The organism is Crocosphaera sp. UHCC 0190, assembly GCF_034932065.1.
Taxonomy (GTDB): domain Bacteria; phylum Cyanobacteriota; class Cyanobacteriia; order Cyanobacteriales; family Microcystaceae; genus UHCC-0190.
Genome location: NZ_JAYGHP010000005.1, coordinates 1 through 26,547 on the forward strand (window position 1 = coordinate 1; position 26,547 = coordinate 26,547).

Sequence of the window (26,547 nt, forward strand, 5' to 3'; positions counted from 1 at the left end):
TCTAGAAGTTTTCTTGTTTCTGTATTTAATTCTCTAATAAATCGCATAAACTTTCTGATTTTAAACTACAGTTTATAGTTTATATTATTTTGTTTGATCTGTGTAATTAATTTTGTGTGTCTACTTAATGCAAGAAAAGGGGAAATTTTAACAATTTTTGGCTTAGCTTTAGGTGGACAATATGCTCTCAAAGCAGGATTAGGATTTTTACGAAATATTCCTGCTGCGGGTGCGGTAATTGGAGCAAGTACCAATGCGCTTATGCTCTACGCTTTAGGATATAGTGCTTGTCAATTCTATGAAGCCAAATTTAATCCTTTAGAAATGGAAGCTACTCTTGAAAAAATTCAATTGGAAGGAAAGGAATACCTTCAAGAAGCCATTGCTCAAGAAGTTATTATTGATCAGGTTTTAGTTCATTTATTTTTGGCAGGAAATCCTCATAAAACACGAGAAATGATTCTCCCAGAATTACAAACGTTAAATCTTAGTCCTGCTTCGTTAGAAACAATCGCCAAAAATTCAAACAATCCCCCTTCTTTGGACAAATTACTGTCACAATTAAATCAAGATTTTGCTATTGCTTTACTTGCCCAATGTGAAAAAGTGGCTAAATTGGACGGAGTTATCACTCTAGAGGAGTTAGCAATCATGAAGACAATAGCTAACCATTTCAATCTACAACTCACTTTATAAAAAATCATTTCCGATCACAAATTAATGATACAAGGCAAGGCGGTTTTATTTAACTTATTTGTGAGGATCATAACTGATGTAAAAAAACCGCCCCTACGAATTTCGGATAATTTATTTTATGCCAATTCTTGTGACTTATCTAATCACTCAATGTCAGGATTCTATCACATACCGCAATGAATGAACTTCCTTTACTCAATACCAGTTTCATCCTAGTTTCTAACCAGTTTCTCTCCGTCTTAAGATTAATTTAAGGCCAATAAAATTGAAATATGTTGTCCATTTATTGATTTTTGTGTCATTATTTAAAGTAACCATTTTGACCTCCACGGGATTAGCCCGTGGAGTTTCTGTTTATAGGGTAAATTTTATCTATATTACTGATTATTCCTCAAAATATCGCAAAAAGACCCTTTTCTCTGAATATAGAGATATGGTATAAAATATCCCTAGTTCCCGTGAATGCCCCAAGATCGTTAAGATATATATAGTTAACCTTATCAACCCAACTTATGAGTGAACAACCATTACGCATCTGTATTGTCGGGGGAGGGTTTGGGGGACTCTATACCGCTTTACGTCTCAGTCAGTTACCTTGGGAGGATGATCGTACCCCAGAAATTATCCTCATTGATAAAAGCGATCGCTTTTTGTTTACGCCCCTATTGTATGAATTAATTACTGAGGAGATGCAAACTTGGGAAATATCCCCCCCTTATGAGGAACTTTTAAGCAATACAGGAATTCGTTTTCATCAAGGGTGTGTTACAGGGATTGATATTGACAATCAACAGATACAATTAGAGAATCATCATAGCTTACATTATGACAAATTAGTGTTAGCAATGGGAGGAAAAACCCCCTTAGATAGTTTTAGTGGTGTCAAAGATTATGCTATTCCTTTTCGTACTTTAGCTGATGCTTATCGTATCAAAGAAAGATTGCGTTTATTAGAAGCATCTCAAGCAGAAAAAATTAGGATTGCCATTGTTGGTGGTGGTTATAGTGGGGTAGAATTAGCCTGTAAATTAGCAGATACTCTGGGAGAAATCGGAAGAATAAGGTTAATTGAACGAGGGGACAAAATTCTAAGAAACTCTCCTGAGTTTAACCAAAATGCTGCCCAAACTGCCTTAGAAGCAAGACGAGTTTATATAGACTTAGAAACGGAAGTAACTCAAGTAACTTCAGATAGCATTTCTTTAGCTTATAAAGGTCAAATTGATGTCATTCCTGTTGACTTGGTATTATGGACGGTAGGAACCCAAGTATTAGATTTGATTAAAGGTTTACCCCTCCAACAAAATCCACAAGGTTTATTAAAAATTACGCCAGAATTGCAGATAATTGATCATCCTAATATTTATGCTTTGGGTGATATTGCTGACTGTTATGATCAATCAGGAAACAGAATTCCTGCAACTGCACAAACCGCATTTCAACAGTCTGATTATTGTGCTTGGAATTTGTGGGCATCAATTACTAATCGTCCCCTCTTACCTTTCCGTTATCAACCATTAGGAGAAATGATGGCATTAGGAATTGATAATGCGACTTTATCTGGTTTAGGGATGACATTGGATGGCCCCTTAGCTTATATTGCTAGAAGGTTGATTTATTTGTATCGTTTACCTACCTTAAAACATCAATTAAATGTAGGGATTAATTGGATTACACAACCCTTAATTGAATGGTTATCAAACTAATTTTGTGCAGATGTTGTAAGTAAATGAGCATAATTAAACAAACAAAACTTGTAGGGTGGGCATTGCCCACATTAGGTTTAATTATAACCATCTACTTATCTAATGTCTATACAAAAATCATCAGTTAGAAATTGTAAGATTATGCAACAACCTAAAGTGATTTTTTTTGATGCTGTTGGTACATTATTTGGGGTTAAGGGAAGTGTGGGAGAGGTGTATAGTTATCTTGCTTCTACAGTCGGAGTAAAATGTTCATCTGATTTGTTAGAAATAGCTTTTTTTAAAAGCTTTAAAATGTCTCCACCTTTAGCATTTCCTGGTATTGATATCATGGCGGTTTCTGAATTAGAATATCAATGGTGGTATCAGGTTGCTTATGATACTTTTACGGAAGTAGATGTTATTGATCAATTTGCTGATTTTGATAGCTTTTTTCAGCAAGTTTATGATTATTTTGTAACTCCTCATCCTTGGTTTCTCTATACTGATGTTTTTCCTGCTTTAAAACATTGGCAACAAAAAGGCATTGAGTTAGCAATTATTTCTAATTTTGATACTAGAATTTATGAGGTACTTGATCTATTTTGTTTGAGTGAATTTTTTACTACTATTACTATTTCTTCCACCACAGGAACCGCAAAACCTCATCCTAACATCTTTCTTAAAGCCTTAGAAAAACATCAGTGTCAACCCCAAGAAGCTTGGCATATTGGTGATAGTAAAAAGGAAGATTATGACGGGGCCAAAGCTGTGGGAATTCAAGCATTTTTGTTAGAAAGAAATGATGATAAAATAGAATCAGAATCTATTATTAATTCTATGGAAATGCTGATTTAAGTAAGGACAATTCATGAATTGTCCCTACAATAATATAAAATTAGATGATGATAATAGAAACATGAAAAAGCTTTTAGTAACAGGTGCCAGTGGGTTTTTAGGCTATAATCTTTGTCAATATGCTCAACAAAATTGGCAAGTTTATGGTACTTTTTATTCTCATCAAATTAATATTAATAATGTAAAATCTGTCAAGGTTGATGTTACAAATTTTATTGATTTGCAAGAAATATTTAATGAAATAAAACCTGATGCAGGGATTCATTTAGCGGCAGCATCAAAACCCAATTATTGTCAAAATAATCCTGAAGATGCTTATAAAATTAATGTTACTGCTTCTTTAAATATTGCTCAATTATGCGCTGATCTCAATATTCCTTGTGTTTTTACTTCAACGGATTTAGTTTTTGATGGTTTAAATTCACCCTATAAAGAAACTGATCTGGTTTCACCTATTAGTTATTATGGGGAACAAAAAGTTAAAGCAGAACAAGGAATGTTAGAAATTTATCCCAAAACTGTGATCTGTAGAATGCCATTAATGTTTGGTATTCCTTCACCCTATGGAGAGAGTTTTATTCAATTCTTTTTGAAGACATTTAGGGAAGGTAAAGCATTAAGTTTATTTACCGATGAATATCGCACCCCCGTGAGTGGTTTAACTGCCGCTAAAGGGCTATTGTTAGCCTTAGAAACCTTAGAAGGAGACATCTTACATTTAGGGGGAAAAGAAAGGGTTTCTCGTTATGAATTTGGCTGTTTAATGGCAGAGATATTTGATTTTTCTCAAGATTTAATTACTCCCTGTTTACAAAAAGATGTAACCATGTCTGCTCCGCGATCGCCGGATACTTCTTTAGATAGTTCCAAAGCTTTTAAGTTAGGTTATAATACCCTATCTATAAAAGAAGAATTAGAACAATTAAAAGGTAAAATTTAACACTAAAATAACTATTGCCCACTCTACGTTAAATATTAAATATAAATACTTAATGTCGGTTCTATTAAAGAACATAATTTTAATTACGCCAAGTAAAAATAATTTTTTCTTCTGCTTGTCTAAATTCTATATTAAAACGAGAATGAATCGGTAAAATCTGAAGAGAACAACGATGAGGAGGAACAACATAAATTAAATATTTTTGTTCTGAAGCATTAGCAATATCTAAAACATCTTGTAAATTTTCACCATGACTAATAATCCCTTCCTCATTGTAAGCAATATATTGATTTTTATATAAATCTAAGACCATTTGACGGTTAGTATTTAACCATTTAATAATTTTCTCCGTTTGTTCTTTTGACGGTGAATGAGACATAATCTTGTACCCTTTCTTCTCTAAATAATTAATAAAAATGAATAAAGGTGAGCATGGCCCACCTTTATTATAAATAATATGTATTAATTTCTTACCAACTTAACAAAGGTTGAAACCCATGCTTAACAGACGCTTCTCCTATTTGTTCCATTTTAGTCACAGTAATTTGATTACGTCCCCAAGAAAAATTAGTATGCCATTGTTCAAACTCTAATAAAATAGCTTCAGCAAAACAGGCAAACATCTGACGAGAAGGAACATCCATACTGACAATTTCCATGATTTTCCAGTCAATATCTAAAGAATGTTCAACAATTCCCCCCTTGAGAATATGAACATCAGGATGTTGAATTTTTGTACCTAAATTCTTGGGATAACCCCCATCAATAATTAAACAGGGTTTCTTTAAAGTTTCAGGGTTAATTTCTACCCCTTTGGGCATACTAGCCACCCAAACAATAATATCAGCTTGGGGTAAAGCCTCCTCTAAGCCCATAATTTTGCCCCGTCCTAACTCTTCCTGTAATCCTTGTAAACGCTCTTGATTACGGGCAATTAACAAAAGTTCCTGAACTTCCGTTTTGCGATCCAACCAACGACAGACTGCACTGCCAATGTCTCCCGTTGCCCCACAAACCGCAATAGTGGCCTGAGATAAGTCAATTCCTAGTTTAGCTGATGCTTGCTCTACCTGACGACAGATCACATAAGCAGTGTGAGTATTGCCAGTGGTAAAGCGATCAAACTCTAGAGACACATTCCGTACTTGGCTGTTATCTTTGAGGTTAAATTCTTCAAAAATAATTGAAGAAAATCCCCCCAATGCCGTAATATTAATCTCGTTTTTCTGGGCCAAGGCCATCGCATTCAAGATTTTGCGAATGGCTGCTTTAATCCGTCGGTTTACCAGCATTTCTGGCAAAAAACAGGATTCAACATATTTTCCTTCAATCGTTTGTCCTGTCACACTGGTAACATGGAAATGATCAACGATTTGCGGTGGGGCTGAACACCAGAAATCAAGACCTTGATTGGCATATTCAGGATAGCCAAGAGCATGAGCGACGGACTGGGCGTGTTCTAAACTTGTAAGATGACCGATCAGACCAAACATTGATTATTCTTTATGATAATTAGGCAGAAAAGAGACTAGATAATAAGAAAAAGTTAAGACCCTTAACAATCTTACCATCAAAATAAGGGCTTAATAGTATTAAGCCCCTAAAGATGCCTTAATTAAGCGAAAATCGTTAATTTAAGCAGCGCGTAACCCATAGGAGGACATTTTCATGATTTCGCGGGTAGAGAAACCGATATTGCTTAAAGCTTCTCCATAGCTGATCATGAAGTCTTCCACTAAAGCCTCTTTTTCCATGCCTAAGACTTCGGCATCGTTTTCCACCTCATTGAGCATTTTCCAAACGATGGGTAAGTTATCTTTGTTAGCTTGTTCTAACTCGGCTTTCGAGTCTTCAAAATGTTTTTGTAACCAAACTTCCCCAAAGTTGAGGTGAGTATATTCATCTTTGACTACCCCTTCAGTGATTTTCCGCGCAAAGGGATCAGCCACGGGAATATAAATATTATAAGCAGCGATCGCAAAGGCTTCGATAATCAGAGATTGAATGAGTAAACAGGTGACAATTTGGCCCTCGGCTTTAGCGGTTTGGAAATTTTCGTGTAGTCGAGCGAAAAATTCCTGAGCATAAGCCATATCAGGGGTAACATCTAAATTTTTACCACAAGCTTGAAACCCTTTTTTATGACGATTTTCCATCTTAGAGAGACGAATTAACTCCTCTTCGTCTTCGGGTAGCAGTTTGGCCATCTCAATGTAGTTTTGATGAGCTTCTTGCTCACCTTCAATGACAATGGCATTGATGCGACTGTAAGCATCTTTATAGGTGTCGCTGTTAAAGTCAAGCTCTGAGCGTAAAGCAAGCTCTTGCATAAGCTAATTTATCTCCTATTGGTTATCAACTGGGTTAGAGAGCTAATTTGTATCCTTATGGTATAAGGCCTTTTAGGTTTAACTTTAAGTAGAGGCCAACGGCTGTTCGCCCCTACCATTCATCTTAGGTTCTACTTTAGTGCAAAATGGTGGGAAACGGGGAGGGTGTGTTTGAAGTCAGAAGTCAGAAGTCAGAAGTCAGAAGTAAAATACAAGGATTTTCCTTTTCTTAAGACACAGCAAGAAATTGCTAGATTAAACTAGAAACAAGATTGCATAACGTGGTAGTGAGTGAAAACACGATGAAAAAAACCCTATTTTTGAGTCCCCCTTCTTTTGATGGTTTTGATGGTGGGGCAGGGGCCAGATACCAAGCCAAACGAGAAATTACCTCTTTTTGGTATCCTACTTGGTTAGCGCAACCAGCAGCTTTGGTGCCTGGTAGTAAGTTAATTGATGCACCGGCCCATTATCAAACCGTAGAAGATGTCCTAAAAGTGGCTAAGGACTATGAACTGGTGATCATGTATACCAGTACCCCCACTTTACCCAATGATGTTAAATGCGCCGAAGCTATTAAAGCCCAAAACCCTGACACTCAAGTGGGTTTATTGGGGGCCCATGCTGCGGTTTTGCCCACTGAAACCTTAGAAGAAAACCCAATTTTAGATTTTGTTTGTCGCAACGAATTTGATTACACTTGTCAAGAATTAGCAGCAGGTAAGCCCTACGATCAGATTAAAGGACTCAGTTACCGGGATCAATTCGGTAATATTAAACATACGGAAGAACGGGAATTAATTCATGATTGGGATTCTATGCCCAGTGTTTTTCCTGTGTATGCTGATAATCTCAATTTCCGTAATTATTTTATCGGTTATTTGCTCCATCCTTACGTTTCTTTGTACACCGGAAGAGGTTGCCCTGCTAAGTGTACTTTTTGTCTCTGGCCCCAAACTATTGGGGGACATCAATACCGGGCTAAAAGTCCCGAAGCTGTAGGCCAAGAAATGGCACTTGCTAAGTCAATTTGGGGTGATTCTGTCAGAGAATATTTCTTTGATGATGATACTTTTACCATTGACAAAAAGCGGGTGATGGCCATTAGTGAATACCTCAAAAAATTAGATTTAACCTGGAGTTGTAACGCCCGCGCTAACCTAGATTATGACACCTTAAAAACTCTCCGAGATAATGGCTTACGCTTGTTATTAGTTGGGTTTGAATCCGGTAATCAAAAGGTTCTGGATGGGGTGAAAAAGGGCATTAAATTAGAAGTTGCCCGTAAGTTTATGGAAAACTGCACCAAGTTAGGAATCAAGGTGCATGGTGCTTTTATTATTGGTTTACCGAATGAAACAAGGGAAACCATAGAAGACACCATTCGCTTTGCTTGTGAAGTGAGTCCTCATACGATTCAAGTATCTATTGCTTCTCCTTATCCTGGTACAGAATTGTATCAACAAGCGCAAGAAAATGGCTGGTTTACTAATAAGGATTTAGTGGCTAGTTCGGGAATTCAATTGTCTACTTTACAATATCCTAATCTCTCGGCCTCTGAAATTGAAGATGCAGTTGAACAGATGTATCGTCGCTTCTATTTCCGTCGTCAGACTATCGTTCCTATTGTCAAAGAAATGTTAGTTGATCCGCAAATGTTAGTGCGTCGTTTACGGGAAGGACGAGAATTTATGTCCTATCTAAAAGAACGTCATACTCGTAGTTTAGTTAACGCTTAAACTTAAGGTAGGGTGGGCAATGCCCACCCTACCTGATTTTATTGCTTCTTGTGCTTTTTCAACAAAAAAGCAGGTAAAAGTACCTGCTTTAAAGATTGACTAAGGTCTGTTAGACTTACTTCACACTAACCTTAGCACCCGCTTCTTCGAGTTGCTTCTTGACAGCTTCTGCATCATCTTTGCCAGTCGCTTCCTTAATCGCTTTAGGAGCAGATTCAACCAGATCTTTTGCCTCTTTCAGTCCTAAACCAGTGATGGTACGAACAACCTTCAGAATGGCGATCTTCTTATCAGCAGGAACTTCTTCAAGAATGACATCAAATTCGGTCTTCTCTTCTTCAGGTTCAGCCGCGGCCGCACCAGGAGCAGCAGCCCCAGCCATCATCATCATGCCACCAGCAGGAGCAGCAGCACTAACCCCAAAGGCCTCTTCAATTTGCTTAACTAATTCAGAAGCTTCTAACAAAGAGAGAGTTTTTAGCTTTTCGAGAATTTCATCAGTTGCAGCAGACATAGTTTAACTCCTTGACAATAAATGAACAAATTAGATAATGAAACAAACACAATTGATTAGAGGGGTGATGCTTAAGTCCCATCGCCCTCTTCTTTGGCTGCCATTGCGCCGATGACTCGACCCAAGGAACTTGGCACTTCGTTAATACCCCGTCCCAAAGACGATGGAACCTCTTTGATGCCAACGGCCAGTTTGGTAGCGATCGCATTGATCGCGCCGGCCACTTGTCCCATGAGTTCCTCTTTCGAGGGTAAGTCAGCGATCGCTTTGACTTGGTCTTCATTGAGGGCTTGCCCTTGCATGACACCACCGCGAAATTCGGTTTTTTTGGTGTCTTTTTTAAAGGCTTGATAAGCCCTAACTGCGCTTCCCACGTCATCTTTGACTAAGACAAAGGCCGCTGACCCCTTCAAAAAGTTGGTCATGGGTTGCCAAGTCTCGTTTTCTGCCACCGCTTGCTGCATAAAGGTGTTTTTTGTCACCTTACACACAGATCCGGTGGGACGTAGGCGGTTCCGCAGATCGGTAATTTCCGCAACGGATAGCCCTTGATAATCAATGACAAAGGCCAGTTGCGCGTCACTCAAGAGTTCCTTGAGATCGGCGATCACCGCTGCTTTATTTTCCCTGTTTCTCCCCATTCTGCTCTCACCTCCTTGTTTTGTGGGAAAGTTTATCGATGGACAAAAAATAAACCCCTAGCTTGATGCCGGGGCCGAAGTCGAATCACATCCCAGAAAAAAGAGCTTTTGTCTCCCTTTATTTCTGGTGTGTTTTCTGTCTTCAGGCTTCAACCTCGGCAGGATATTAAGCTGTTTGCTCCTGCTGTCTTCGGTATAACCAAAGTTCAGTTTTTAGTTGTTTTAGGGGTTTATTTTACAGTTACCCGTAGGGGCGAAGGGCCCTTCGACCCTACATAAGTTACTTATTTTATCCTTATGCCTCTTCTAGTTTTAGATCTCGTAAGGCACTAATGTCAACCTGGATCGATGGCCCCATGGAAGCCGCCACAAAAATGCTCCGCCAGTAGCGACCTTTCGCCCCAGAAGGACGGTTGCGGTCAATGGTTTCCTGTAAGGCTTTAAGATTAGCCAACAAGTCTTCCGGGGCAAATGAGGCCTTTCCAAACATAACATGAACAATCCCTGTGCGGTCAGCCCGAAATTCTAATTTTCCGGCTTTAAATTCGGCGATCGCATTGCTAAGATCAGCCGTTACGGTTCCCCCTTTGGGTGAGGGCATCAAGCCCCGTGGCCCTAATAAACGCCCTAATTTAGCGACTTTCGGCATCATATCAGGGGTGGCAATTAAGACCTCAAAATCCATCATGCCCTGTAAAATTTCGTCGATCAGTTCTTCTGATCCTACTACATCTGCTCCCGCATTGCTGGCTTCTTGCACTTTTTCCCCTCTAGCAATAACGGCGACTCTCACTTCTTGCCCGGTTCCTTTGGGTAAGGAAACCGTTGTCCGCAGTTGTTGGTCAGTATATTTGGGATCAATTCCTAAGCGAATATGGGCTTCGGCTGATTCATCAAACTTGGCGGTGGCCGTTTCTTTGAGGAGTTTTAAGGCTTCTAACGGCTCATAAACTTGGTTTTGATCAATTTTGGATAAGGCTTCTTTTATCCGTTTTGAGAGTTTTTTGGGCATTCTATCCTCCTAGGGTGCTAACGAAGCAAGGCTTCTCCCCATAATTACTGATTAAGATTGATTAGTCTTTGATGGTAATGCCCATGTTACGGGCTGTCCCTTCAACAATGTTCATGGCCGCGTCAATGTCGTTGGCATTGAGATCGGGCATTTTCGTTTGGGCAATTTCTTTAAGTTGATCGCGGGTAATGCTGCCCACTTTGGTTTTGTTGGGTTCATTCGAGCCTCTTTCTACCCCGGCAGCTTTCCGAATTAAAACAGAAGCGGGGGGAGTTTTGAGGACAAAAGTGAAGCTACGGTCTTCATAGACTGAAATCTCCACAGGAATGATCATTCCCGCTTGGTCGGCGGTTTTGCCGTTATATTCTTTGCAAAACGCCATGATATTGACCCCATGTTGACCCAAGGCGGGCCCAACGGGGGGGGCAGGGTTGGCCTTTCCCGCAGGAAGGGCAAGTTTAATCAAGGCAACCACTTTTTTGGCCATCGCTAATTAATTTTGTTTCTCAATTTGATTAAATTCCAGTTCGACTGGGGTGTCTCGCCCAAAAATTGAGAGTAAAGCTCGCAATTTGTTCCTCTCTGGGCTTACTTCTACCACTTCTCCTTCAAATTCTTTGAAGGGGCCCGACAGAACCAGAATTTTGTCGCCGATTTCCATATCAATCTTGACGACGGGTTCTTGAATCTCGGCTTGTTTAAAGATTCGCTCCACTTCTGAGGGACTCAGGGGAACTGGCCTCACATGACCTCTGCCTCTGCCGTATCGCCGTTTTTGTTCAGCCCCCACAAAGTTAATCACATTCGGGGTGTTTTTCACGACTTGCCAGGCTTCATCGTCCATGATCATCTTCACCAAGACGTAACCAGGGAAGACTTTTTCTTCACCGTGCTGACGGGCGCCATCTTTACGGACTTTGATGGTGGGGGTTTTGGGAATTTGAACCTGAAAGATGCGGTTGGCCACATCTAGGGTGTGAATTCGTTGTTCTAAGTTGGTTTTAACCCGCTTTTCACAACCAGAGGCCACCTGAACAGCATACCAGCGAGGGACTGATTTCTGTTCTTGTTGTTGTTGTTGTTCGAGTTCGAGTGATGGATCGTGAGCAAAACTCATTAGAATACCTTCCCAGATCCCCAAGTAAAGAGGTTATCCACAAGATAAATAACGGTGGCGACTAAGCTTACCATGAGAATCACGGCGGCTGATTCGCTTAAAAGTTGTTGTCTAGAGGGCCAGACAACTTTGGCCAATTCTTCCTTAGTTTCACCAATTAGCTTGGTGACTTTTGATTGGTTATTGGCTGGCTGCACATCGCTTTTATCTTTTTTGGTGCCTTCTTTTTTGACCACGGTCGTTCTCTCCCCAACATAAAACAACGAGTTTTTTGTGACTGCGCCTGATTGGCCTCTAAATAACTAAGGTTACGCGCCCTGGAGGACTTGAACCCCCGACATCAGGTTTTGGAGACCTGCGTTCTACCAACTGAACTAAGAGCGCACTGCCTGAGCCATAACCAAGGGCTATGCTCTAAACCTTTTTTATCATAGCGCAGTTTGACCCTAATTTGCTCGCTTTGTGTGCGCTGTTGTTAGGGTATTTTATAAAGGACGATCAAATCGCTGACGAATTCGAGTGGCTTTACCGATGCGATCGCGTAAATAATACAGTTTCGCGCGGCGGACTTTACCACGACGGATTATTTGAATATTCGCAATGCGCGGGGAATGTAAGAGAAATACTCTCTCGACTCCTACCCCTTGGAAGGTTTTCCTTACGGTAACGGTTTCGTTAATTCCCCCATTCCGCATGGCAATGACGGTTCCTTCATAGGGTTGGATTCTTTCTTTCCCACCCTCTCGAATTCGCACACCGACTCGAATGGTATCACCGACGTGGATGGTCGGCAAATCCTTCTTGAGATGTTCGGCTTCTATCTCGTTGATAATTTGTTCGGCGTTCATGGCTTTGGCAAAAACTCACAATTTCTTATCTTACCTCGTTTTTGTTTTAAGAGCAAGACCATTGAAGGTGTTACCCTAGACCTAACTCTTACTCTTTCAAGATTGACATGGCATTAGGGCAGTTGTCGTTTCGCCGTATTCTTTTGTCCCGCTTGCTTTTAGTTAGCGTTCCCGTCTTGCTGATGGGGGTTTATTTAACTTATCGTAAGGGCCGTTCGGCTTTTTTAGAAACTGCGCGGCAGAATTTAACGGAAAGTGCGATCCGCAAAGGGCAAAGTCTTAATGATTCGGTGGAAGCTCTCAAAGCGAATTTAGTAACAGCGAGTGATAGTCTGGTTCTGCGATCAGGTTCTCAACAGGATCAACAGAAGTTTCTGCAACAATTAACAACTACCCTTCCCCTAAAAATTCTTTGTCTTCAACTAAGGGATTTAAGGACTCAAAAATTGACGGTGAGTACCTGTCAAGATGCCCCGAAAAATGCTGTTAATGCTCAAACTTGGCCCCAACAAAGAACGGAATTATTGACCCAACCTGATCAGATCTTAATTCAGATAGTTCCTCCTGCTCAAAATGTCTTTGAGGATTCACAAAATAGTCAATTAAAATTATTATTAGCGGCCCCTATTTACGATCAAAATAACCGATTATTCTACGAATTAGTGATTAAAGTGGCTCTTCTGAATAAAGAAAAGACTGTTCCTGGATCTTTAGAAGGCTATCCTGTGGTCATCAATCAGTCGGGGACGATTTTAGCCCATCCCTTTCCTCAAAAGGTAGGACATAATATTCAACAAGAGGCAGATGCCGAACGTCTGAATAGTTTAATTCGCAGTGCGCTCGCGGGAAGACAAGATTTTTTACATCTTTTTGCGTTAGAAAAGGATGGGGTAGAATTAGTAGCTGGTTATCGCTCTATTCCTTCACCAGTGACGGCAGAAAAAGGTCAAAAATGGATTGTTTTAGCGGTTACACCTTTAGACGATGCCTTAGCTCCTTTACAAGAAATTCAACGAGTTTTAATCTATCTAGTTTTAGCCTTAATAACAGCTACTTTTTTTGCCATTCTCTATATTGCTTGGGAGTTATCTCGTCCCGTGATCAAGTTACGAGATTATGCTTTAAATAAAGAACATCTCCATTCTAAAGATCCCATTCCTTTAAACTTCAAAATTCGAGAATTTGATCAATTAGCCGTGGCGATTCAAGACATGATTCAAAGGTTACAAACTTGGGGAGAAGAAATCGTTTCTTCTTGGCAAGAGGCCCAAAATGCTAACCGAATTAAGAGTGAATTTTTGGCCACTACTTCCCATGAGTTAAGAACACCTTTAAATGGCATTATTGGTTGTCTTCAAATTCTTAAGGATGGCTATTGTGATAGTCGTGAAGAAGAATTAGAATTTTTAGCTCAAGCGAATGAAGCAGCTGTTCATTTACTCGGAATTATCAATGATGTTTTAGATATTGCCAAAATTGAATCAGGAAAACTCTCAGTAAAAATTGAACCTGTTAATCTTAATCAGTTATTAACCGAGGTTATCAATTTACAAAATGCCACCATTCAAACCAAAGGACTGAGATTGATTACTGATGATAATGCTCAGACAATTATGGTAAATGCTGATCCAGCCAAACTGAAACAAGTCTTACTTAATGTTTTAGGCAATGCCATCAAATTTACGGCAAAAGGGACAATTACTATAACAACTGAAATTGTTAACCAAGATATCAATTTTAGACAAGTAAAAATCACCTTTAAAGACACAGGAATTGGCATTGATCCTAAAAAACAAGGAAAACTATTTCGACCGTTTATTATGGCAGATAGTTCGACGACTCGTAAGTATGGAGGCACAGGCTTAGGGTTAGCAATTTCTCGCAATTTTATGATGTTAATGGGGGGAAATATTACTCTATCTAGTGAAGGATTAGACCAAGGAACAACGGTAGAAATTTATTTGTCGTATTAACTTTTTTTATTTTCAAAAAATACTTTATCTCTTATAATTGGTTCTACCGAACTTGCCATGTAAAATTCATCAATAAATACAGGCTAAAGCCTTATTCTCTAAGAACAAAGGCTGTCTATACAGCCTGATGCTAAGCCTGGGTTTTAACCCTTCAGGGTTTAAGCTTATAATTTTTAATCATGTTACATTCTAGGTTCGGCAGAGCTTATAATCTAAAAACAGATTACACTCTGATTAAAATTGCAATTGACAGACACATCATTCTATGAAGAAAGATAACCAACTTCTAAAACAATTCAATGCTGGTCTTTTTGAGATGAGAGAGTTATTTCATGGTTCAGGAAGACTGGAAGATTCAAATACGAAACTCGATGAAATTGTTAAATTGCTTTGTCTTGAAATAGCCTCTGTTCGTGATCCACAATCAAAAGTGCCGAGTTTACAAACAATTCTCAATAATCATGATAGCAACAATGGGCTAATTGAGTCTTTAAACCATGCACTGCTTTTAGCCAGTCAAAGTTCAATTCTCATTAATTATGATGGTGATTCGCTTCTTGGCCAAAACCCTAAATTCAATATTGCAGAATCAGAGGAACCTTTAGCAAGAGCTTTAGGGCAGATAGTTTTAAGTTCATTTAATGGGTATTTAAGAGGAAGCCACACAGCCGAGTCTTTTGAATTTTTAAACGAAGCATTTTGCCATTTTATTAGAGATAATTTTCGACAAAATATTGAAGATGCACAATATATGACTCCTCCAGAAGTCGTTAATTTTATGGTTGATATTGGAATTAACGACATCAAAAATAAAAAATTTACAGCATTAAACCCCCCCGTTATTTGTGATCCATCCTGTGGTGTGGGATCATTCTTGGCTCAATTTTATCGTAATTGGGTGTTGGGCGAGAGTAAAGAGATAAAGCCGATTTTATTGGGACAGGATAAAGTTGATAGGATGGCACGTTTAAGCCTTTTGAATCTTGCACTTTTTGGCATAACAGACGCAAAGATCTATCGAGGCAATTCATTATTAAGAGGTTCTCCTTTAGATTCATACCGTGAAAAATGTGATTTGATTCTGACTAATCCACCTTTTGGCGCAAGGTTTAGTTTGTCTGATGTATCCCTTCATAGTTATGATTTTTTTACTTTTCTTCATAATTATATTCAGAGTCACGGGGGAGATATTGACTCAGAATTGCTTTTTCTTGATAGATACATAAGCCTTCTTAAACCTGGTGGTTTGTTATTAGCTGTGTTACCTGATTCTGTGATTTCTTCCGGTGGTTTACCTGATTATTTGCGTGACCAAATTCATAACCAACTAACCATAAGATCGATGACAGAGTTGCCATCGGTTACATTTGCTCAAGCTGGTACAAGAACAAAAACTTGTATTTTAGAAATTGAGAAAAAGCATCCTACTAAACACAATATAGTATTTATGAGCAAAGTATTAAGTCTTGGTTATGAAGTATCATCCAAAAAAGGTGTGCCATATAAAAAGTCAGAAGGTGAAAATGATCTGGCAACTTTAGTGCAGGTTGTTTGTGATGAAAACAATTCTAGAGAAACTTTTTCAAACTTAGAAGTCATCTCTATCAAACCTTCCTGTGTTACGGTTTCTCAAGAGACAATTACGGAAAAAGGCTGGACTCCTTCCCATTATTCTTCCGAACGTTTATCAACGCTTCAAATAATTGAAAATTTAGCTAATACAGAAGATTATGAAATTCTACCACTCAATTCTTTAGTCATTATTCCGAGTAAAAAAAAACTAGCATTTCCTATCAACAAAGAACAGAAATGTATTAGTGTTCTTCATTTAGGGGCTTTTGGTTCTTTAAATGTCAGGGAACTACTGGAATATGAACCAAAAACCCCTGGAAAACCTTGCCAATCAGGAGATATTCTCTTTTCAAAGATCAATCCAAGAATACCTAGAGCATTAGTCGTACCAAATCTGCCCTTTGACCTAAAATGTTCATCTGAATTTGAAGTGATGCGACCAAAGGAGGGTTATAGCTCCCATGAGATTATGTTATTGCTTTTGTCTGAATATGCACAAAAACAAATTCAATCATTAACGTCTGGAACATCGTCATCACATAATAGAATTAAAACAAAAGAATTGATGTCAATTAAGTTGATAATTCCTAAATTAAGCTCACCAAAACGAAAGAAATATGATGAATTAATAAAAGCTTTTACAAGTGCCAACCTTCAGTTAAATGAGGCCAACACCATACTTCAAGAGGTATGGAAATCGATGAATACTTTATCTATCTTTTAACCATCAGAAACTTTACAGCTACCACGGTTCAGGATGTCCCCATTAAAAACTGTAAGTTCATATTTATCAACTATTATACGAGCTTCAAAGAGAAGGGGATATTCGAGATTTCCACAATTATTTGTAAATACATTATGGTCGAGATTACGGGGTGGGTGTAACTGAAAATTATCGCTTTTAATAATTCCTTTTTTTCGTCGTTCGTACCAGTCCCTTGCTATACGACGAAATTCTGTATCATACGGGGTTCTTACTACCCAGATTCGACAACGCTTTTGCTTAGTAGTCTCCGTTATTTGCAGATTCATTTGGGAAGATAAATGAGAGGGAACACAAATGGGTGGGGGCATAATATATTATGCCCCTACGAACGACTAAAGATTAGATTCACCAGATTTTCTAATTAATCTCCTCTCCAAGACAGGCCCCTCCACCAAAAACCAAATACCGATGAATCGATTCAGAATTGATTGAATTTCCCTGGGTTTTTGCCAGGAATGTTCTCCCTTCAAGATATTCATCTACTGTTGTTTCTTGCCCGTAAACCTCAAATTCAACTACCTTGTTTGCGCCTGAATAACAACTAAGTTCATTGGTCAAATCTAACTTTTTTTTTGTAGCAACTATTCCTTGATCAATAATACATAATCCACCGGAAAAATTAAAGCGATGCTCTCCTTTTTTATCCATAACTTTCACCTCATGAGCAAATTTATACTCGTCAGCAAATGGGCCTTCTAAAACAGTTTTGCGGATGATTTCTTGACCTCCAGAAAAACAAACTAGGATCGCAGAAGTAGCTGTATCTGGGTTGACTTGTTTCGCAACAGCTACGGGCTGAATCCAAAAAGATAACGTAACAACCAGAGAAATCAAAAGCCAAGGTAAAATCTTCAACATCTTGCTCCTAGGAACTAACTTCAACTAAAACCTTTAAAACACCCCGACGTTGAGCATAATCAAATGCTTTTAAACCCTCTCTTAAAGGATAACGAGCTTGAATTAAAGATTCAACATCAACCTGGTTATTGGCTAATAATTCCAAGGCAGGAAGAAAAGGGCCACAACGAGAACCCATAACCGTAATTTCATCGACGACTAAAGCAGAAGCATCTAGGGTTAATTTTCCGGCGTAGGTACTCTTTAAAACTAAAATACCACGAGGATATAAAGAACGACGGGCAATCTCAAATCCTGCGGGGTTTCCTGTACATTCTACGGCAATATCAAAACTTCTTTCTCTTATCTCATTTTCTAACCCTATTTTAATGCCTCTAGCCGCTAAATTAGCTAATTTTTCCGAGTGACGGCCAATCACCAATAAATCACATCCTGTTAAGGCTAAAGTTTGGGCGACTAATTGTCCTAATTTACCATCTCCTACCACTAAAACCCGTTGATTTTCTCCTATTTTTATCTGTTGTTGTATTTCTAATGCTGCTGCTAAAGGTTCGGTAAAAGTTGCTAGATCTGTACTCACATTATCAGGCACTTTATGTAAATTTTTAACAGGTAATGTAAGATAGTCAGCAAAGGCACCGTTACGATTAACAATCCCTAAAACGGTACGGTTTTCGCAATGGGTAGGGGAATCATTACGACAGAAACGACATTCCCCACAAACGGCGTTAATTTCACCGACAACCCGTTGATTCATTAAATGTTCTGGCCCCTGTTCAACAATACCGACAAATTCATGGCCAAGAATACCTTGATAGGGATAATAACCCCGTAATAATTCTAAATCTGTATTACAAACCCCTGCTTGAAGAACCCTGACTAAAGCTTCATTATTAGATGGTTTAGGAATAGGAATATCAGTTTTTAATTGTAATTGATTGTTTTCTAACCAGAGTCCTTTCATGGGTTTAATTTTGACTTCAAATAAATTATTCTAATAACCAGTTTAACAAATCTTGAATCGTTAACTTTAGTTCACTGGTAAATGAGGGAACAGTTAAAAGATTTTCGGATTGATCAAATACTAATACTTCCTGTTTAGGGTGATAAATAAAAACGGTTTGCTCTTTGGGATCAATTAACCATCCCATTTGAGTCCCATACTGGAGACAATGGAGAATATTTTTGATAACTTTAGTTTGATTTTGTTCGGGGGATAAAATTTCAATTGTCCAGTCTGGAGGGAAAAGAAATATATTAGCAACTTCTCCATTCTCATCGCGGGGAATTCTTTCCCAAGTGAAAATAGAAACATCAGGAACAATTGATCTGCCTCCAAAGGTACAACGTAACTCAGGAAAGGCACGAGCTATTTTTTTAGGTTTGAGAACATTATTAATCGCTGATACAAGTTCGCTTTGAATAATACTATGTTTTCCTTGTGGCATAGGTTTCTGAATAATTTTACCCTTAATATATTCACTAGCTGGCTTAGTTTCTGGTTGTTGTAGAAACTCCTCTAAAGTGAGAGTTTTTGCGGGAGTTTGTATCATGATTAATTACCTTTTAACATAAATTAATTGGTTGATTTTAAAACTCATCGCGGATACGTTCACGAGTTTCCATTAATAATTTTCCTAGTTTATTTTTGCCCTTACCATCTCCACCATCTCCCCAATAAATATCATTTCTTGTATGCTCAATTAGTTCAGCATTTCCCGTTTCTAGTAACTTCTTGGTTAGCTCAGGATGTTGAGTGAATTTAGCATAAAGAGCTTCTTCCATGATATTATCTTTGATGAGTTCCCAATCAGAACGTAAGGGTTTATGGCGATCGCGTCCTAACTGTGCTGCTTTTCTTGGTTCTTTTGCTTGACGTATTTGTTCTTCATAAATCGTTCCTGCAAACTTTTGAGCTTGAAAATAATGTTCTGAAGTTGGCCAGATTTTATCTTTTAAATATATTGGATAGAGAGCAAAATTTGAAAAGAATCCATAGGACTTGTCTTGGTGATAAAATCTGATGGGTTTAGTCATTAATTTTACCTAACCTGAGAGCGATTTAATCTTTGTTTAATCCAATTAATACAATCATCAGGGTTGAAAAATAAGGTTGGTGCTGCAATATTTCTTAATTCATTGGAAGGATAATGGTCATAAAAACATTTGTTTCCTTCTTGATGAATAATAATCAGATGATTCTGATAAGTATAACGTTGCTCAAAATAGTTATCGTCTTTTAAGTTTTGACTACACTTGTTAAGATGTTGTTGAGCAATTTCTACAATACCACTCAAATTATTAGCGCAAAGTCCCGATGGGTTTTTCGCTTTATGAAATTCATCTTCATAACCTTCTGCTGCTAATAAAGCATAGGAATAAATAAACTCTCCCCCAACTCTAGTAAACAGAAAAGGAATGATTAAATATCCTTGATAAGTTATCGATTTTTCATATAAAAAACGATTCATAATTATCAAAAACTCACGATAAGGGTTGATCGGTGAATAAGCAAATATTATGACAGATTATGACAAATTAGGCAAACACTTATAGCATTTGCAATACAGTCGTGACAGGGAGTTGCTTAAGTGACACTGTTATCAGCATATCAAGATTTGTACCCTAATTCTAGGGATTGACAAAATTGCTTTAGTTATGGGGATCAATGAGCTAAGAGGATTATAACCCTAAAACTCCCCAATAATTTTAAAGTCATCAAATTTAATGACTTCTGAATTCCCTTGACGAGTATCAAAGCGATAACTACTAATGGTTCCCTTTTCTGTATCTAAAATACTAAATATAGTTATATCATTACTGGCAATATAAGGTAAGGGATTATTATTTTTATCCTTTAAAGGATTAAGATTAGGAATAATTGGTTCGAGTCCATTGGGATTACCTGTTTCTCTATAATTATTGTTAGAATAATCAGGGGGTATAGGACGTTTATTTTCTCCTAAATGTGCGCCATAACTATTGCCAACGTTAGAAGATTCTAAGAAATTGATACCGCTAGGACTCAGAAAACGATTCCAAAGATGGGAATGACCAAAGAAAACTAAGTTAACTTTTGCGGTTTCTAAAAGGGGCATTAAATCTCGAATAATATAATCATTTTCTTGAGGATATTTATAACGAACTGTTTCTATACTACCATTGTTATTATAATTAATATTAGGCATCGGATCAGTATAAGGGGGTACAATATTTCCCCCCAAGGTATGAACAGGATGATGAAACATGACAATCTTATATTTTGCTTGTTTAAATTCTTGACTATTTAGTTCTTTTTCTAACCATTGATATTGAGAACTTCCTTTTTTAATGGGTTCAAATATATGTTGTCCATAACCCCAGTTTTCAGGGTTGTTTAAATCTTGTTGTGACTCTTTATATCTCCCTTTAACATTTGGTTCTAAACTCGGCGATCTCCAAATATTAGTAGCATATAAGACAACTAAACGAATATCACCAAATGTCACAGCATAATAGTTTTGATGGTTTCCATTATTTTTAGGGAAAGAAAAGATTTCTTGATAGGTTTCTGTATTAAAAGAATTATTCTTAATCCAGTTTTGCTTGATTTGACTATTGTTATTAGGATTGATTTTTGGGGCTTTTTCTAAATAAATTTTTTCTGCTACTTCAGAAGGTATCGCATCAACAAATTGTTGAGTTAATCTGGTATTTTCTGACAATCTTCCCATAACTTCATGATTACCAATGGTGGGAAATAAGGGCGCATATTGAATTAATTTACCCCCATAATAAATTGTTGTATTACCTTCTTTTTCTAGCTGATAATTTGCTTTTCCTTGAAGACAGGGAAAAAATGCCCCACCTCTTTGATCATCAAACCATTCCGAAGCACGATCAGCTATATTAACTAAATCTCCTGCAAAAAAGATGGCATCAACTTGACCAATTGTTTCTACAACTTTTTGTAAATTAGCTGCTACCATTGGCATTAATTGATGATCAGATGTCAAGAGTATTTTTAGAGATGTCCCAGGTTTAGGTAAGGAAGTTAAGGAGAAAATTGGACTTTGAATAATGTTTTTTTTAGTAGCATTTTCTTCTACTACACTAATGACTTGATAAGGTGTTCTAACCCCTGATGTTAACCCGATAACTTCTCCTTCATGTCGCCAAATTTTTCTAGGAGTTGTTTGAGAATAGGATGGGGTGATTTTTGAACCTTCATCTTCTCTTGTACGACTTAATTTTGTTGTATGAGCAATAGCTATTTTGTCTAAATTATCTCCATAAAAAATTTTATGGTCAACCCCAGGAAACTCAGTAAACCAAACAACTTTTACCGAGGTTTCTGTGGGGAATTGAAGAAAGGGATCGGTTAATAGGGAATAAGAGGATGATGAGGTGATAGAATAAGTTTTCATGATTAATAAAAGCGTAATGATAAACAGTGTACTAAAAATAATTTTCATTAAATTCAATCGGATTTTTTTATTTTTTTACATACTAAGTAACCCAAATTTATTATTAAGGTTTAACAGTAACCAATGGATAATTATAGTTTTAACATTGTCAAATCCCTACAAACATTAACGGTAGGGACATAATAGTATTATGTCCTGACCCCAACTAATTTATAATTCATTAGGATCAATTCCTAAACTTCTTAGTCTTTCTTCTAGTAGTTTTGCTCTTTCTTTAGCTTCCAAGGCTTGTTGTTTAGCTTCTAAGGCTTGTTGTTGGGCTTCTACTGCCTTTTCTTCAGGGGTTAAATACCGTTTACCTTGTTGATCATACCAATATAACCATTCTCTTTCAATCCCTTGATAAATGCCAGTTTCTCTCCCAATTCCCAAGTTAATTTGAGACAACCAAACGGGTTCTCCTGGCAATAATTCATATTCTTTATTGTTTAATTGATAGACTTCTAAACGGGGTTTACGTTTGCGTAATGGGTTATAAATTACATAATATAGAACCCCCATTTTTGCATAATCTTCTTTCTTGTTGGTATATTCTGCCCGTCTGGTTTGAGATACCACTTCTAAGACCATAGTAGGAATAACTTGTTCATCCCACAATACATAGGATAACCGTAAATCCGAATCAATAATACGGGGAACTCCAATACTTAAAAAACCATCGGGAACAATCACATCAGTGGGTTGTTTCGGGTTGTAATATATTCCCATATCTACCCCAAAAAACCAATCCATTCTCTCCGACCAAATTAAGGCAAGAATATCTTTGAGGACATGGGGAATTAAGTCTTGTAGTTCGTTATCCACAGGTGTATCATCAGAGTCCGGTAAATCTTCAGCAGAAGGGAAACAATGGTTCGGATTGTAGTTTAATAGCATCTTATCTTAACTTACTTATGAATATTTCAGGGGCAATGGTTATTTATGGATTGAACAGTGTTAAATCCATAAATAAATTAACTGTTGGGACATAATATTATTATGTCCCAATTCCTGACAAAGATTAATAATATTGACCCGTAAAAACAGCTTCTGCGGGGCCAGTCATATAGAGTCTTCCGTCAACCTCTGACCATTCAATGGTGAGACATCCCCCAGGTAACTCAACGGTACAAAGGCGATCGCAATTTCCGGTTAAAACCCCTGCAACCACAGATGCACAGGCCCCCGTACCACAAGCGAGGGTAATCCCGGCCCCCCGTTCCCAAACCCGCATTTTCAGATAATCAGGACGAACTACCTCAATAAACTCCGTATTTGTCCGTTCAGGAAACACAGGATGATGCTCAAACTTGGGGCCAATATTTTCTAAAGCAATACTAGCAACATTATCCACAAAGGTAATACAGTGAGGGTTTCCCATACTCACACAGGTAACTAACCAAGACTTTCCGGCCACGTCTAAGGGTTGATTAACCACCTTATCATCAGGACTTCCCAGGGTGGTAGGAATTTCTTTGGCCAACAGATAGGGGGTTCCCATATCCACTTTAACCTGTCCCTGAGCTTGTATTTCAGGGATCATGATACCCGCTAAAGTTTGAATGCGATAGGACTTTCCGATGAGTTCTTGACCTTCTAATTGAGCCAAAAAACGGGCTAAACAGCGAATTCCGTTACCACACATTTGCGGTTCCGACCCATCAGAATTAAAAATCCGCATGGTGTAATCACTATTTTGATCACCTGGGAGGGCAAAAATCACCCCATCGGCCCCAATCCCAAAATGGCGATCGCACATTTTAATAGCTTGTTCAGGAGAGATGAGGGGAGTTGAACTAGCGCGGTTGTCAATTAAAATAAAATCGTTACCCAATCCTTGATATTTAGTAAATTCCATGATGATCAGTCCTTCCCTTGTCTTATAAACAATTATCAATCACCAGAGAAAGAAGGACAAGCGATCGCTGATAATTGGAAGAATAGTCAACATTTATTTTGAGCAATAATGACCGAATTTGATACAGGGTTGCCCAGTGTGCGACAAGTGCAGAAATACATCAAAGATAAACAAAAAATAGCCATCAAGCTAACGACGGATGAGACGTTAGTGGGCAATGTTCTTTGGCAAGATTCTCAAAGTATTTGTCTGTCTGATGAGTCTCAACAACCGATTCTGATTTGGCGACAGGCATTGGTTTATATTAAACCCGCCTAATCAATTTCTTTCAATTTGCAACTTTTATCCCCAAAATGGGCAACCTGAAATTACCAACCAGACTGCTCGATTCAAGACAATATTAGACCTTATGAGCATTCAAAACATTATCGACCAAGCCCTCAAAGATGGCTTTTTAACGCCAAACATGGAAGAAGAAGTCGGAAGGATTTGTGAATCAGCCGCAGAACTTCCTATAGATGAGTATATGGCGTTAGATCAACTCATGGGAGCATTATTGACAGGGGAAGTCAAAGCCGTGCCACGAAAACAGTTTATCAACCTCATGGAAGAATTGGTACTGAGTGAAGCGATTAATCGTATTGCTGCGCTAGAGTCAAAAGAACCTTGTCAGTTAGACGTGGGAGATATTGCTGCTTATGCTCTTAATCGCTTACCCCCTCTCTATGCGACTACCCAGGAAGGGGCAGAATACCAACGTCAGCGGGCAAAAGAAGAACTACAAACCTTGATTGCTCAACAGGTAGAAGAAGGGATTCAACGCTATGTAGCTTGTCCCACGGTACCTGGCAGAAATCCCCTGGAAAAAACCCAACGCAATGACATTTTTGAGAAAATGACCGATCTGCTCAAATCCCTGGCCCCTGATTGAACGCCTACAAAAATGAGCCACTGGGGAACCTTATTTTTACCGATGCGTCAAGAGATGATAACGTGAGGAGTAATTATGCGTTGGGTAAGCTCATGAGTCAAGCAATTTCTGCACCTGGATTATTAGGCCAATGGCAACAGTCTCAGTCCAAGGTGTCCCCAGAAAAACTCTCAAATTATGATTTGATTCTCCGGTGTCAGGAAGGCTCTCAGCCAGAACGTGGGGCATTTTCTGAACTATTGCACCGCTATCAGTCCCATGTAGATCGGATTCTCTACCATCTCGCCCCTGATTGGCAAGATCGGGCTGATCTCGCTCAAGAAGTTTGGATTCGTGTTTACCGCAACATTAAGCGTCTCAATGAACCGATGAAATTTCGGGGTTGGTTGAGTCGCATTGCTACTAACTTGTTTTATGATGAATTGCGTAAGCGCAAGCGCGTAAGTCATCCCATCTCCCTAGACGCGCCTCGGCGGGTCGAAGATGGAGAAATTGAATGGGATATTGTGTCTGATTATCCAAGTCCTGATGATAATCTCACCACCCGCGAATTTTATGACCGTTTGCAGGTAGCGATCGCTGATTTACCAGAAGCTTTCCGTACTACCATTGTCCTGAGAGAAATTGAAGGCCTCGCTTACGAAGAAATCGCGGAAATGACGGGAGTTTCTTTAGGAACTGTTAAATCTCGCATTGCTAGAGCTAGAGCTAAATTACAATCAGTTCTACAACAATATCTCGACTAATTGGGATTATAGTCATCCCAATCATCATTTGTGAGGGGTGTCATGACATTGCTATTATTTAGCATCCGTCTCCGCAGCCAAGTGTCTTGGTTTAGCTTCTAGGAGAGGTTAATTCATGATGTCTGATTTTCAACAAGAGAAAGGGCCCGAGGCCATTGATTCAAGGGATATGGATAATCAGTTTGAGCGTTTTGAGTTGTTAAGTGCCTATCTGGATGGGGAAGTGACAGCAACAGAACGCAAACAAGTCCAGCAATGGCTTGACACTGATCCTCAGTTTCATCACCTATATAAGCAGTTGTTGCGTCTTCAGCGAGAAATACCAACCGCCCCTGTCCCCCATAGTCCTGTAACTGCTGAGCAGTTGTCTGAGCGCGTTTTTGATGCCGTTGATGATCAACAGCGTAGCAGACGAGGGGTATTGGTTGGCGGGTTAGCGATCGCCGCTATTGTGGTGGGTGCGGTGTCTCATTTGGGGTTACGAGATGGTTTCTTGTCTCCTCGTTATGCTGAAAATTTAACCAACCCTCAAGGAGAAGGGGAAGCTTTGACGATTGCCCTCAATCGTCCGGTGGTTGATATTCCTCCCACGGTTCCCTAGGGTTGTCTTTGTCTGTCCACCATCCTGATTTAAGAAAAGTTCCACGAAATTTTTGAATGTTTTCAGGGGTCATCAGGTAGCCCCAAGCTTCCCCTAATGGCTCTCCTGTAACATTATAAATTGGCAGTTTTTGTCTTATGTATTGGTTATCTTGCGGCGATCGCTGAGGCTCATAGTCTTCTAACTTATCTAACTTTTTTAAGGCCATTTCCTCGGCAAAAGTCAATAAATAACCTTTGACCTTACTGTCTCCTGACATCATAGCCGGATACCCCAAATTAAGGTGATAGAGATAGCCATAGGTGTAAGCGCGACAGGTTTTAATGACTTGGCCTTCGCAATAAATAGGATAATTTCGTTCCCCTGGTTTTAGGGTTCCGTAAACAAAAACTTTCAAGATCATTTTAGAGAAAACAG

General features: G+C 38.6%; 31 protein-coding genes, 1 tRNA gene and 1 other annotated feature. Of the genes, 11 read left to right on the plus strand and 21 right to left on the minus strand.

Translation table 11 applies throughout. The features are described 5' to 3' along the window. Nucleotides 1-114 precede the first annotated feature (114 nt). The 4 genes from VB715_RS09190 (at nucleotide 115) to VB715_RS09205 (ending at nucleotide 4,179) form a co-directional block, all read left to right on the plus strand. A complete protein-coding gene (locus VB715_RS09190) occupies nucleotides 115-696 on the plus strand; it encodes a hypothetical protein (protein ID WP_323300906.1) in 582 nt (193 codons plus the stop codon). Between the two features lie 512 nt (nucleotides 697-1,208). Continuing rightward, a complete protein-coding gene (locus VB715_RS09195; protein WP_323300907.1) occupies nucleotides 1,209-2,402 on the plus strand; it encodes an NAD(P)/FAD-dependent oxidoreductase in 1,194 nt (397 codons plus the stop codon). A 141-nt stretch (nucleotides 2,403-2,543) separates the two neighbouring features. After that, a complete protein-coding gene (locus VB715_RS09200; protein WP_323300908.1) occupies nucleotides 2,544-3,239 on the plus strand; it encodes an HAD-IA family hydrolase in 696 nt (231 codons plus the stop codon). A 61-nt stretch (nucleotides 3,240-3,300) separates the two neighbouring features. Continuing rightward, complete coding sequence (locus VB715_RS09205; protein WP_323301145.1) at nucleotides 3,301-4,179, plus strand: NAD(P)-dependent oxidoreductase; 879 nt, start codon at nucleotides 3,301-3,303, stop codon at nucleotides 4,177-4,179. 79 nt (nucleotides 4,180-4,258) lie between these two features. On the opposite strand, the gene VB715_RS09210 is transcribed toward VB715_RS09205, so the two are convergent. The 3 genes from VB715_RS09210 to VB715_RS09220 form a co-directional block, all read right to left on the minus strand. Then, on the minus strand, nucleotides 4,259-4,558 hold the full coding sequence (locus VB715_RS09210; RefSeq protein ID WP_323300909.1) for a DUF5678 domain-containing protein: 300 nt from the start codon (nucleotides 4,556-4,558) through the stop codon (nucleotides 4,259-4,261). Nucleotides 4,559-4,649: 91 nt separating this feature from the next. Further along, a complete protein-coding gene (locus VB715_RS09215) occupies nucleotides 4,650-5,672 on the minus strand; it encodes a long-chain acyl-[acyl-carrier-protein] reductase (protein WP_323300910.1) in 1,023 nt (340 codons plus the stop codon). Nucleotides 5,673-5,813: 141 nt separating this feature from the next. Further along, nucleotides 5,814-6,509, minus strand: coding sequence for an aldehyde oxygenase (deformylating) (locus VB715_RS09220; protein WP_323300911.1), 696 nt, complete (start codon nucleotides 6,507-6,509; stop codon nucleotides 5,814-5,816). Nucleotides 6,510-6,811: 302 nt separating this feature from the next. On the opposite strand from VB715_RS09220, the gene hpnJ reads away from it, so the two are divergent. Next, nucleotides 6,812-8,248 carry a hopanoid biosynthesis associated radical SAM protein HpnJ gene (gene hpnJ / locus VB715_RS09225; RefSeq protein ID WP_323300912.1) on the plus strand — a complete coding sequence of 479 codons (1,437 nt, stop codon included), beginning with the start codon at nucleotides 6,812-6,814 and terminating at the stop codon, nucleotides 8,246-8,248. A gap of 115 nt (nucleotides 8,249-8,363) precedes the next feature. On the opposite strand, the gene rplL is transcribed toward hpnJ, so the two are convergent. The 8 genes from rplL to rplS all read right to left on the minus strand — a co-directional run bounded on the left by rplL (nucleotide 8,364) and on the right by rplS (nucleotide 12,380). Then, nucleotides 8,364-8,762, minus strand: a complete 399-nt coding sequence (gene rplL, locus VB715_RS09230; RefSeq protein WP_323300913.1) for a 50S ribosomal protein L7/L12 — start codon at nucleotides 8,760-8,762, stop codon at nucleotides 8,364-8,366. 71 nt (nucleotides 8,763-8,833) lie between these two features. Further along, the gene (gene rplJ / locus VB715_RS09235) at nucleotides 8,834-9,403 is read right to left on the minus strand and encodes a 50S ribosomal protein L10 (protein ID WP_323300914.1); all 570 of its coding nucleotides are present in this window, start codon (nucleotides 9,401-9,403) and stop codon (nucleotides 8,834-8,836) included. A 39-nt stretch (nucleotides 9,404-9,442) separates the two neighbouring features. Continuing rightward, nucleotides 9,443-9,615, minus strand: a sequence feature (ribosomal protein L10 leader region). An 83-nt stretch (nucleotides 9,616-9,698) separates the two neighbouring features. Next, nucleotides 9,699-10,415: a 50S ribosomal protein L1 gene (gene rplA / locus VB715_RS09240; RefSeq protein WP_323300915.1), complete on the minus strand. Its 717-nt coding sequence runs from the start codon at nucleotides 10,413-10,415 to the stop codon at nucleotides 9,699-9,701. Nucleotides 10,416-10,476: 61 nt separating this feature from the next. Continuing rightward, entirely contained in the window at nucleotides 10,477-10,902 is a 426-nt protein-coding gene (rplK, locus tag VB715_RS09245; RefSeq protein ID WP_323300916.1) for a 50S ribosomal protein L11, read from the minus strand. Nucleotides 10,903-10,908: 6 nt separating this feature from the next. Then, nucleotides 10,909-11,532: a transcription termination/antitermination protein NusG gene (gene nusG / locus VB715_RS09250; protein WP_323300917.1), complete on the minus strand. Its 624-nt coding sequence runs from the start codon at nucleotides 11,530-11,532 to the stop codon at nucleotides 10,909-10,911. Continuing rightward, on the minus strand, nucleotides 11,532-11,768 hold the full coding sequence (secE, locus tag VB715_RS09255) for a preprotein translocase subunit SecE (protein WP_323300918.1): 237 nt from the start codon (nucleotides 11,766-11,768) through the stop codon (nucleotides 11,532-11,534). Before secE ends, nusG begins: the two co-directional genes overlap by 1 nt. Before the next feature lie 75 nt (nucleotides 11,769-11,843). Further along, nucleotides 11,844-11,916: transfer RNA gene (locus VB715_RS09260), tRNA-Trp, on the minus strand. A gap of 101 nt (nucleotides 11,917-12,017) precedes the next feature. Further along, nucleotides 12,018-12,380, minus strand: a complete 363-nt coding sequence (rplS, locus tag VB715_RS09265; protein WP_323300919.1) for a 50S ribosomal protein L19 — start codon at nucleotides 12,378-12,380, stop codon at nucleotides 12,018-12,020. A gap of 107 nt (nucleotides 12,381-12,487) precedes the next feature. On the opposite strand from rplS, the gene VB715_RS09270 reads away from it, so the two are divergent. Together VB715_RS09270 and VB715_RS09275 are read left to right on the plus strand one after the other, a co-directional pair. Further along, entirely contained in the window at nucleotides 12,488-14,353 is a 1,866-nt protein-coding gene (locus tag VB715_RS09270) for a sensor histidine kinase (RefSeq protein ID WP_323300920.1), read from the plus strand. A gap of 265 nt (nucleotides 14,354-14,618) precedes the next feature. After that, the gene (locus VB715_RS09275) at nucleotides 14,619-16,649 is read left to right on the plus strand and encodes an N-6 DNA methylase (protein ID WP_323300921.1); all 2,031 of its coding nucleotides are present in this window, start codon (nucleotides 14,619-14,621) and stop codon (nucleotides 16,647-16,649) included. Here VB715_RS09275 and VB715_RS09280 read toward each other — a convergent pair. The 9 genes from VB715_RS09280 to dapF all read right to left on the minus strand — a co-directional run bounded on the left by VB715_RS09280 (nucleotide 16,646) and on the right by dapF (nucleotide 23,852). After that, the gene (locus VB715_RS09280) at nucleotides 16,646-16,999 is read right to left on the minus strand and encodes a MamI family restriction endonuclease (protein WP_323300922.1); all 354 of its coding nucleotides are present in this window, start codon (nucleotides 16,997-16,999) and stop codon (nucleotides 16,646-16,648) included. The two genes, VB715_RS09275 and VB715_RS09280, sit on opposite strands and share 4 nt — an antisense overlap. Before the next feature lie 49 nt (nucleotides 17,000-17,048). Then, nucleotides 17,049-17,546: a hypothetical protein gene (locus VB715_RS09285; protein WP_323300923.1), complete on the minus strand. Its 498-nt coding sequence runs from the start codon at nucleotides 17,544-17,546 to the stop codon at nucleotides 17,049-17,051. Between the two features lie 10 nt (nucleotides 17,547-17,556). After that, nucleotides 17,557-18,513, minus strand: a complete 957-nt coding sequence (locus VB715_RS09290; RefSeq protein ID WP_323300924.1) for an MDR/zinc-dependent alcohol dehydrogenase-like family protein — start codon at nucleotides 18,511-18,513, stop codon at nucleotides 17,557-17,559. A 25-nt stretch (nucleotides 18,514-18,538) separates the two neighbouring features. Beyond that, complete coding sequence (locus VB715_RS09295) at nucleotides 18,539-19,102, minus strand: Uma2 family endonuclease (RefSeq protein ID WP_323300925.1); 564 nt, start codon at nucleotides 19,100-19,102, stop codon at nucleotides 18,539-18,541. A gap of 37 nt (nucleotides 19,103-19,139) precedes the next feature. Further along, a complete protein-coding gene (locus VB715_RS09300; protein ID WP_323300926.1) occupies nucleotides 19,140-19,586 on the minus strand; it encodes an NADAR family protein in 447 nt (148 codons plus the stop codon). A 5-nt stretch (nucleotides 19,587-19,591) separates the two neighbouring features. After that, nucleotides 19,592-20,020: a hypothetical protein gene (locus VB715_RS09305; RefSeq protein ID WP_323300927.1), complete on the minus strand. Its 429-nt coding sequence runs from the start codon at nucleotides 20,018-20,020 to the stop codon at nucleotides 19,592-19,594. 219 nt (nucleotides 20,021-20,239) lie between these two features. Then, on the minus strand, nucleotides 20,240-21,955 hold the full coding sequence (locus VB715_RS09310; RefSeq protein ID WP_323300928.1) for a metallophosphoesterase family protein: 1,716 nt from the start codon (nucleotides 21,953-21,955) through the stop codon (nucleotides 20,240-20,242). A 210-nt stretch (nucleotides 21,956-22,165) separates the two neighbouring features. After that, nucleotides 22,166-22,891, minus strand: coding sequence for a Uma2 family endonuclease (locus tag VB715_RS09315; RefSeq protein WP_323300929.1), 726 nt, complete (start codon nucleotides 22,889-22,891; stop codon nucleotides 22,166-22,168). Nucleotides 22,892-23,015: 124 nt separating this feature from the next. After that, a complete protein-coding gene (gene dapF / locus VB715_RS09320) occupies nucleotides 23,016-23,852 on the minus strand; it encodes a diaminopimelate epimerase (protein WP_416336920.1) in 837 nt (278 codons plus the stop codon). A gap of 108 nt (nucleotides 23,853-23,960) precedes the next feature. Here dapF and VB715_RS09325 point away from each other — a divergent pair, with 108 nt between their 5' ends. The 4 genes from VB715_RS09325 to VB715_RS09340 all read left to right on the plus strand — a co-directional run bounded on the left by VB715_RS09325 (nucleotide 23,961) and on the right by VB715_RS09340 (nucleotide 26,130). Next, nucleotides 23,961-24,170, plus strand: coding sequence for an Hfq-related RNA-binding protein (locus tag VB715_RS09325; protein WP_323300930.1), 210 nt, complete (start codon nucleotides 23,961-23,963; stop codon nucleotides 24,168-24,170). 91 nt (nucleotides 24,171-24,261) lie between these two features. Continuing rightward, nucleotides 24,262-24,783 (plus strand): late competence development ComFB family protein, encoded by a 522-nt coding sequence (locus VB715_RS09330; protein ID WP_323300931.1) that lies wholly within the window; start codon nucleotides 24,262-24,264, stop codon nucleotides 24,781-24,783. A gap of 92 nt (nucleotides 24,784-24,875) precedes the next feature. Continuing rightward, nucleotides 24,876-25,529 carry a sigma-70 family RNA polymerase sigma factor gene (locus tag VB715_RS09335; protein ID WP_323300932.1) on the plus strand — a complete coding sequence of 218 codons (654 nt, stop codon included), beginning with the start codon at nucleotides 24,876-24,878 and terminating at the stop codon, nucleotides 25,527-25,529. A 115-nt stretch (nucleotides 25,530-25,644) separates the two neighbouring features. Next, the gene (locus tag VB715_RS09340; protein ID WP_323300933.1) at nucleotides 25,645-26,130 is read left to right on the plus strand and encodes an anti-sigma factor; all 486 of its coding nucleotides are present in this window, start codon (nucleotides 25,645-25,647) and stop codon (nucleotides 26,128-26,130) included. Here the strand turns inward: VB715_RS09340 and VB715_RS09345 are convergent. Further along, complete coding sequence (locus VB715_RS09345) at nucleotides 26,090-26,530, minus strand: gamma-glutamylcyclotransferase family protein (protein WP_323301147.1); 441 nt, start codon at nucleotides 26,528-26,530, stop codon at nucleotides 26,090-26,092. The two genes, VB715_RS09340 and VB715_RS09345, sit on opposite strands and share 41 nt — an antisense overlap. Nucleotides 26,531-26,547 lie beyond the last annotated feature (17 nt).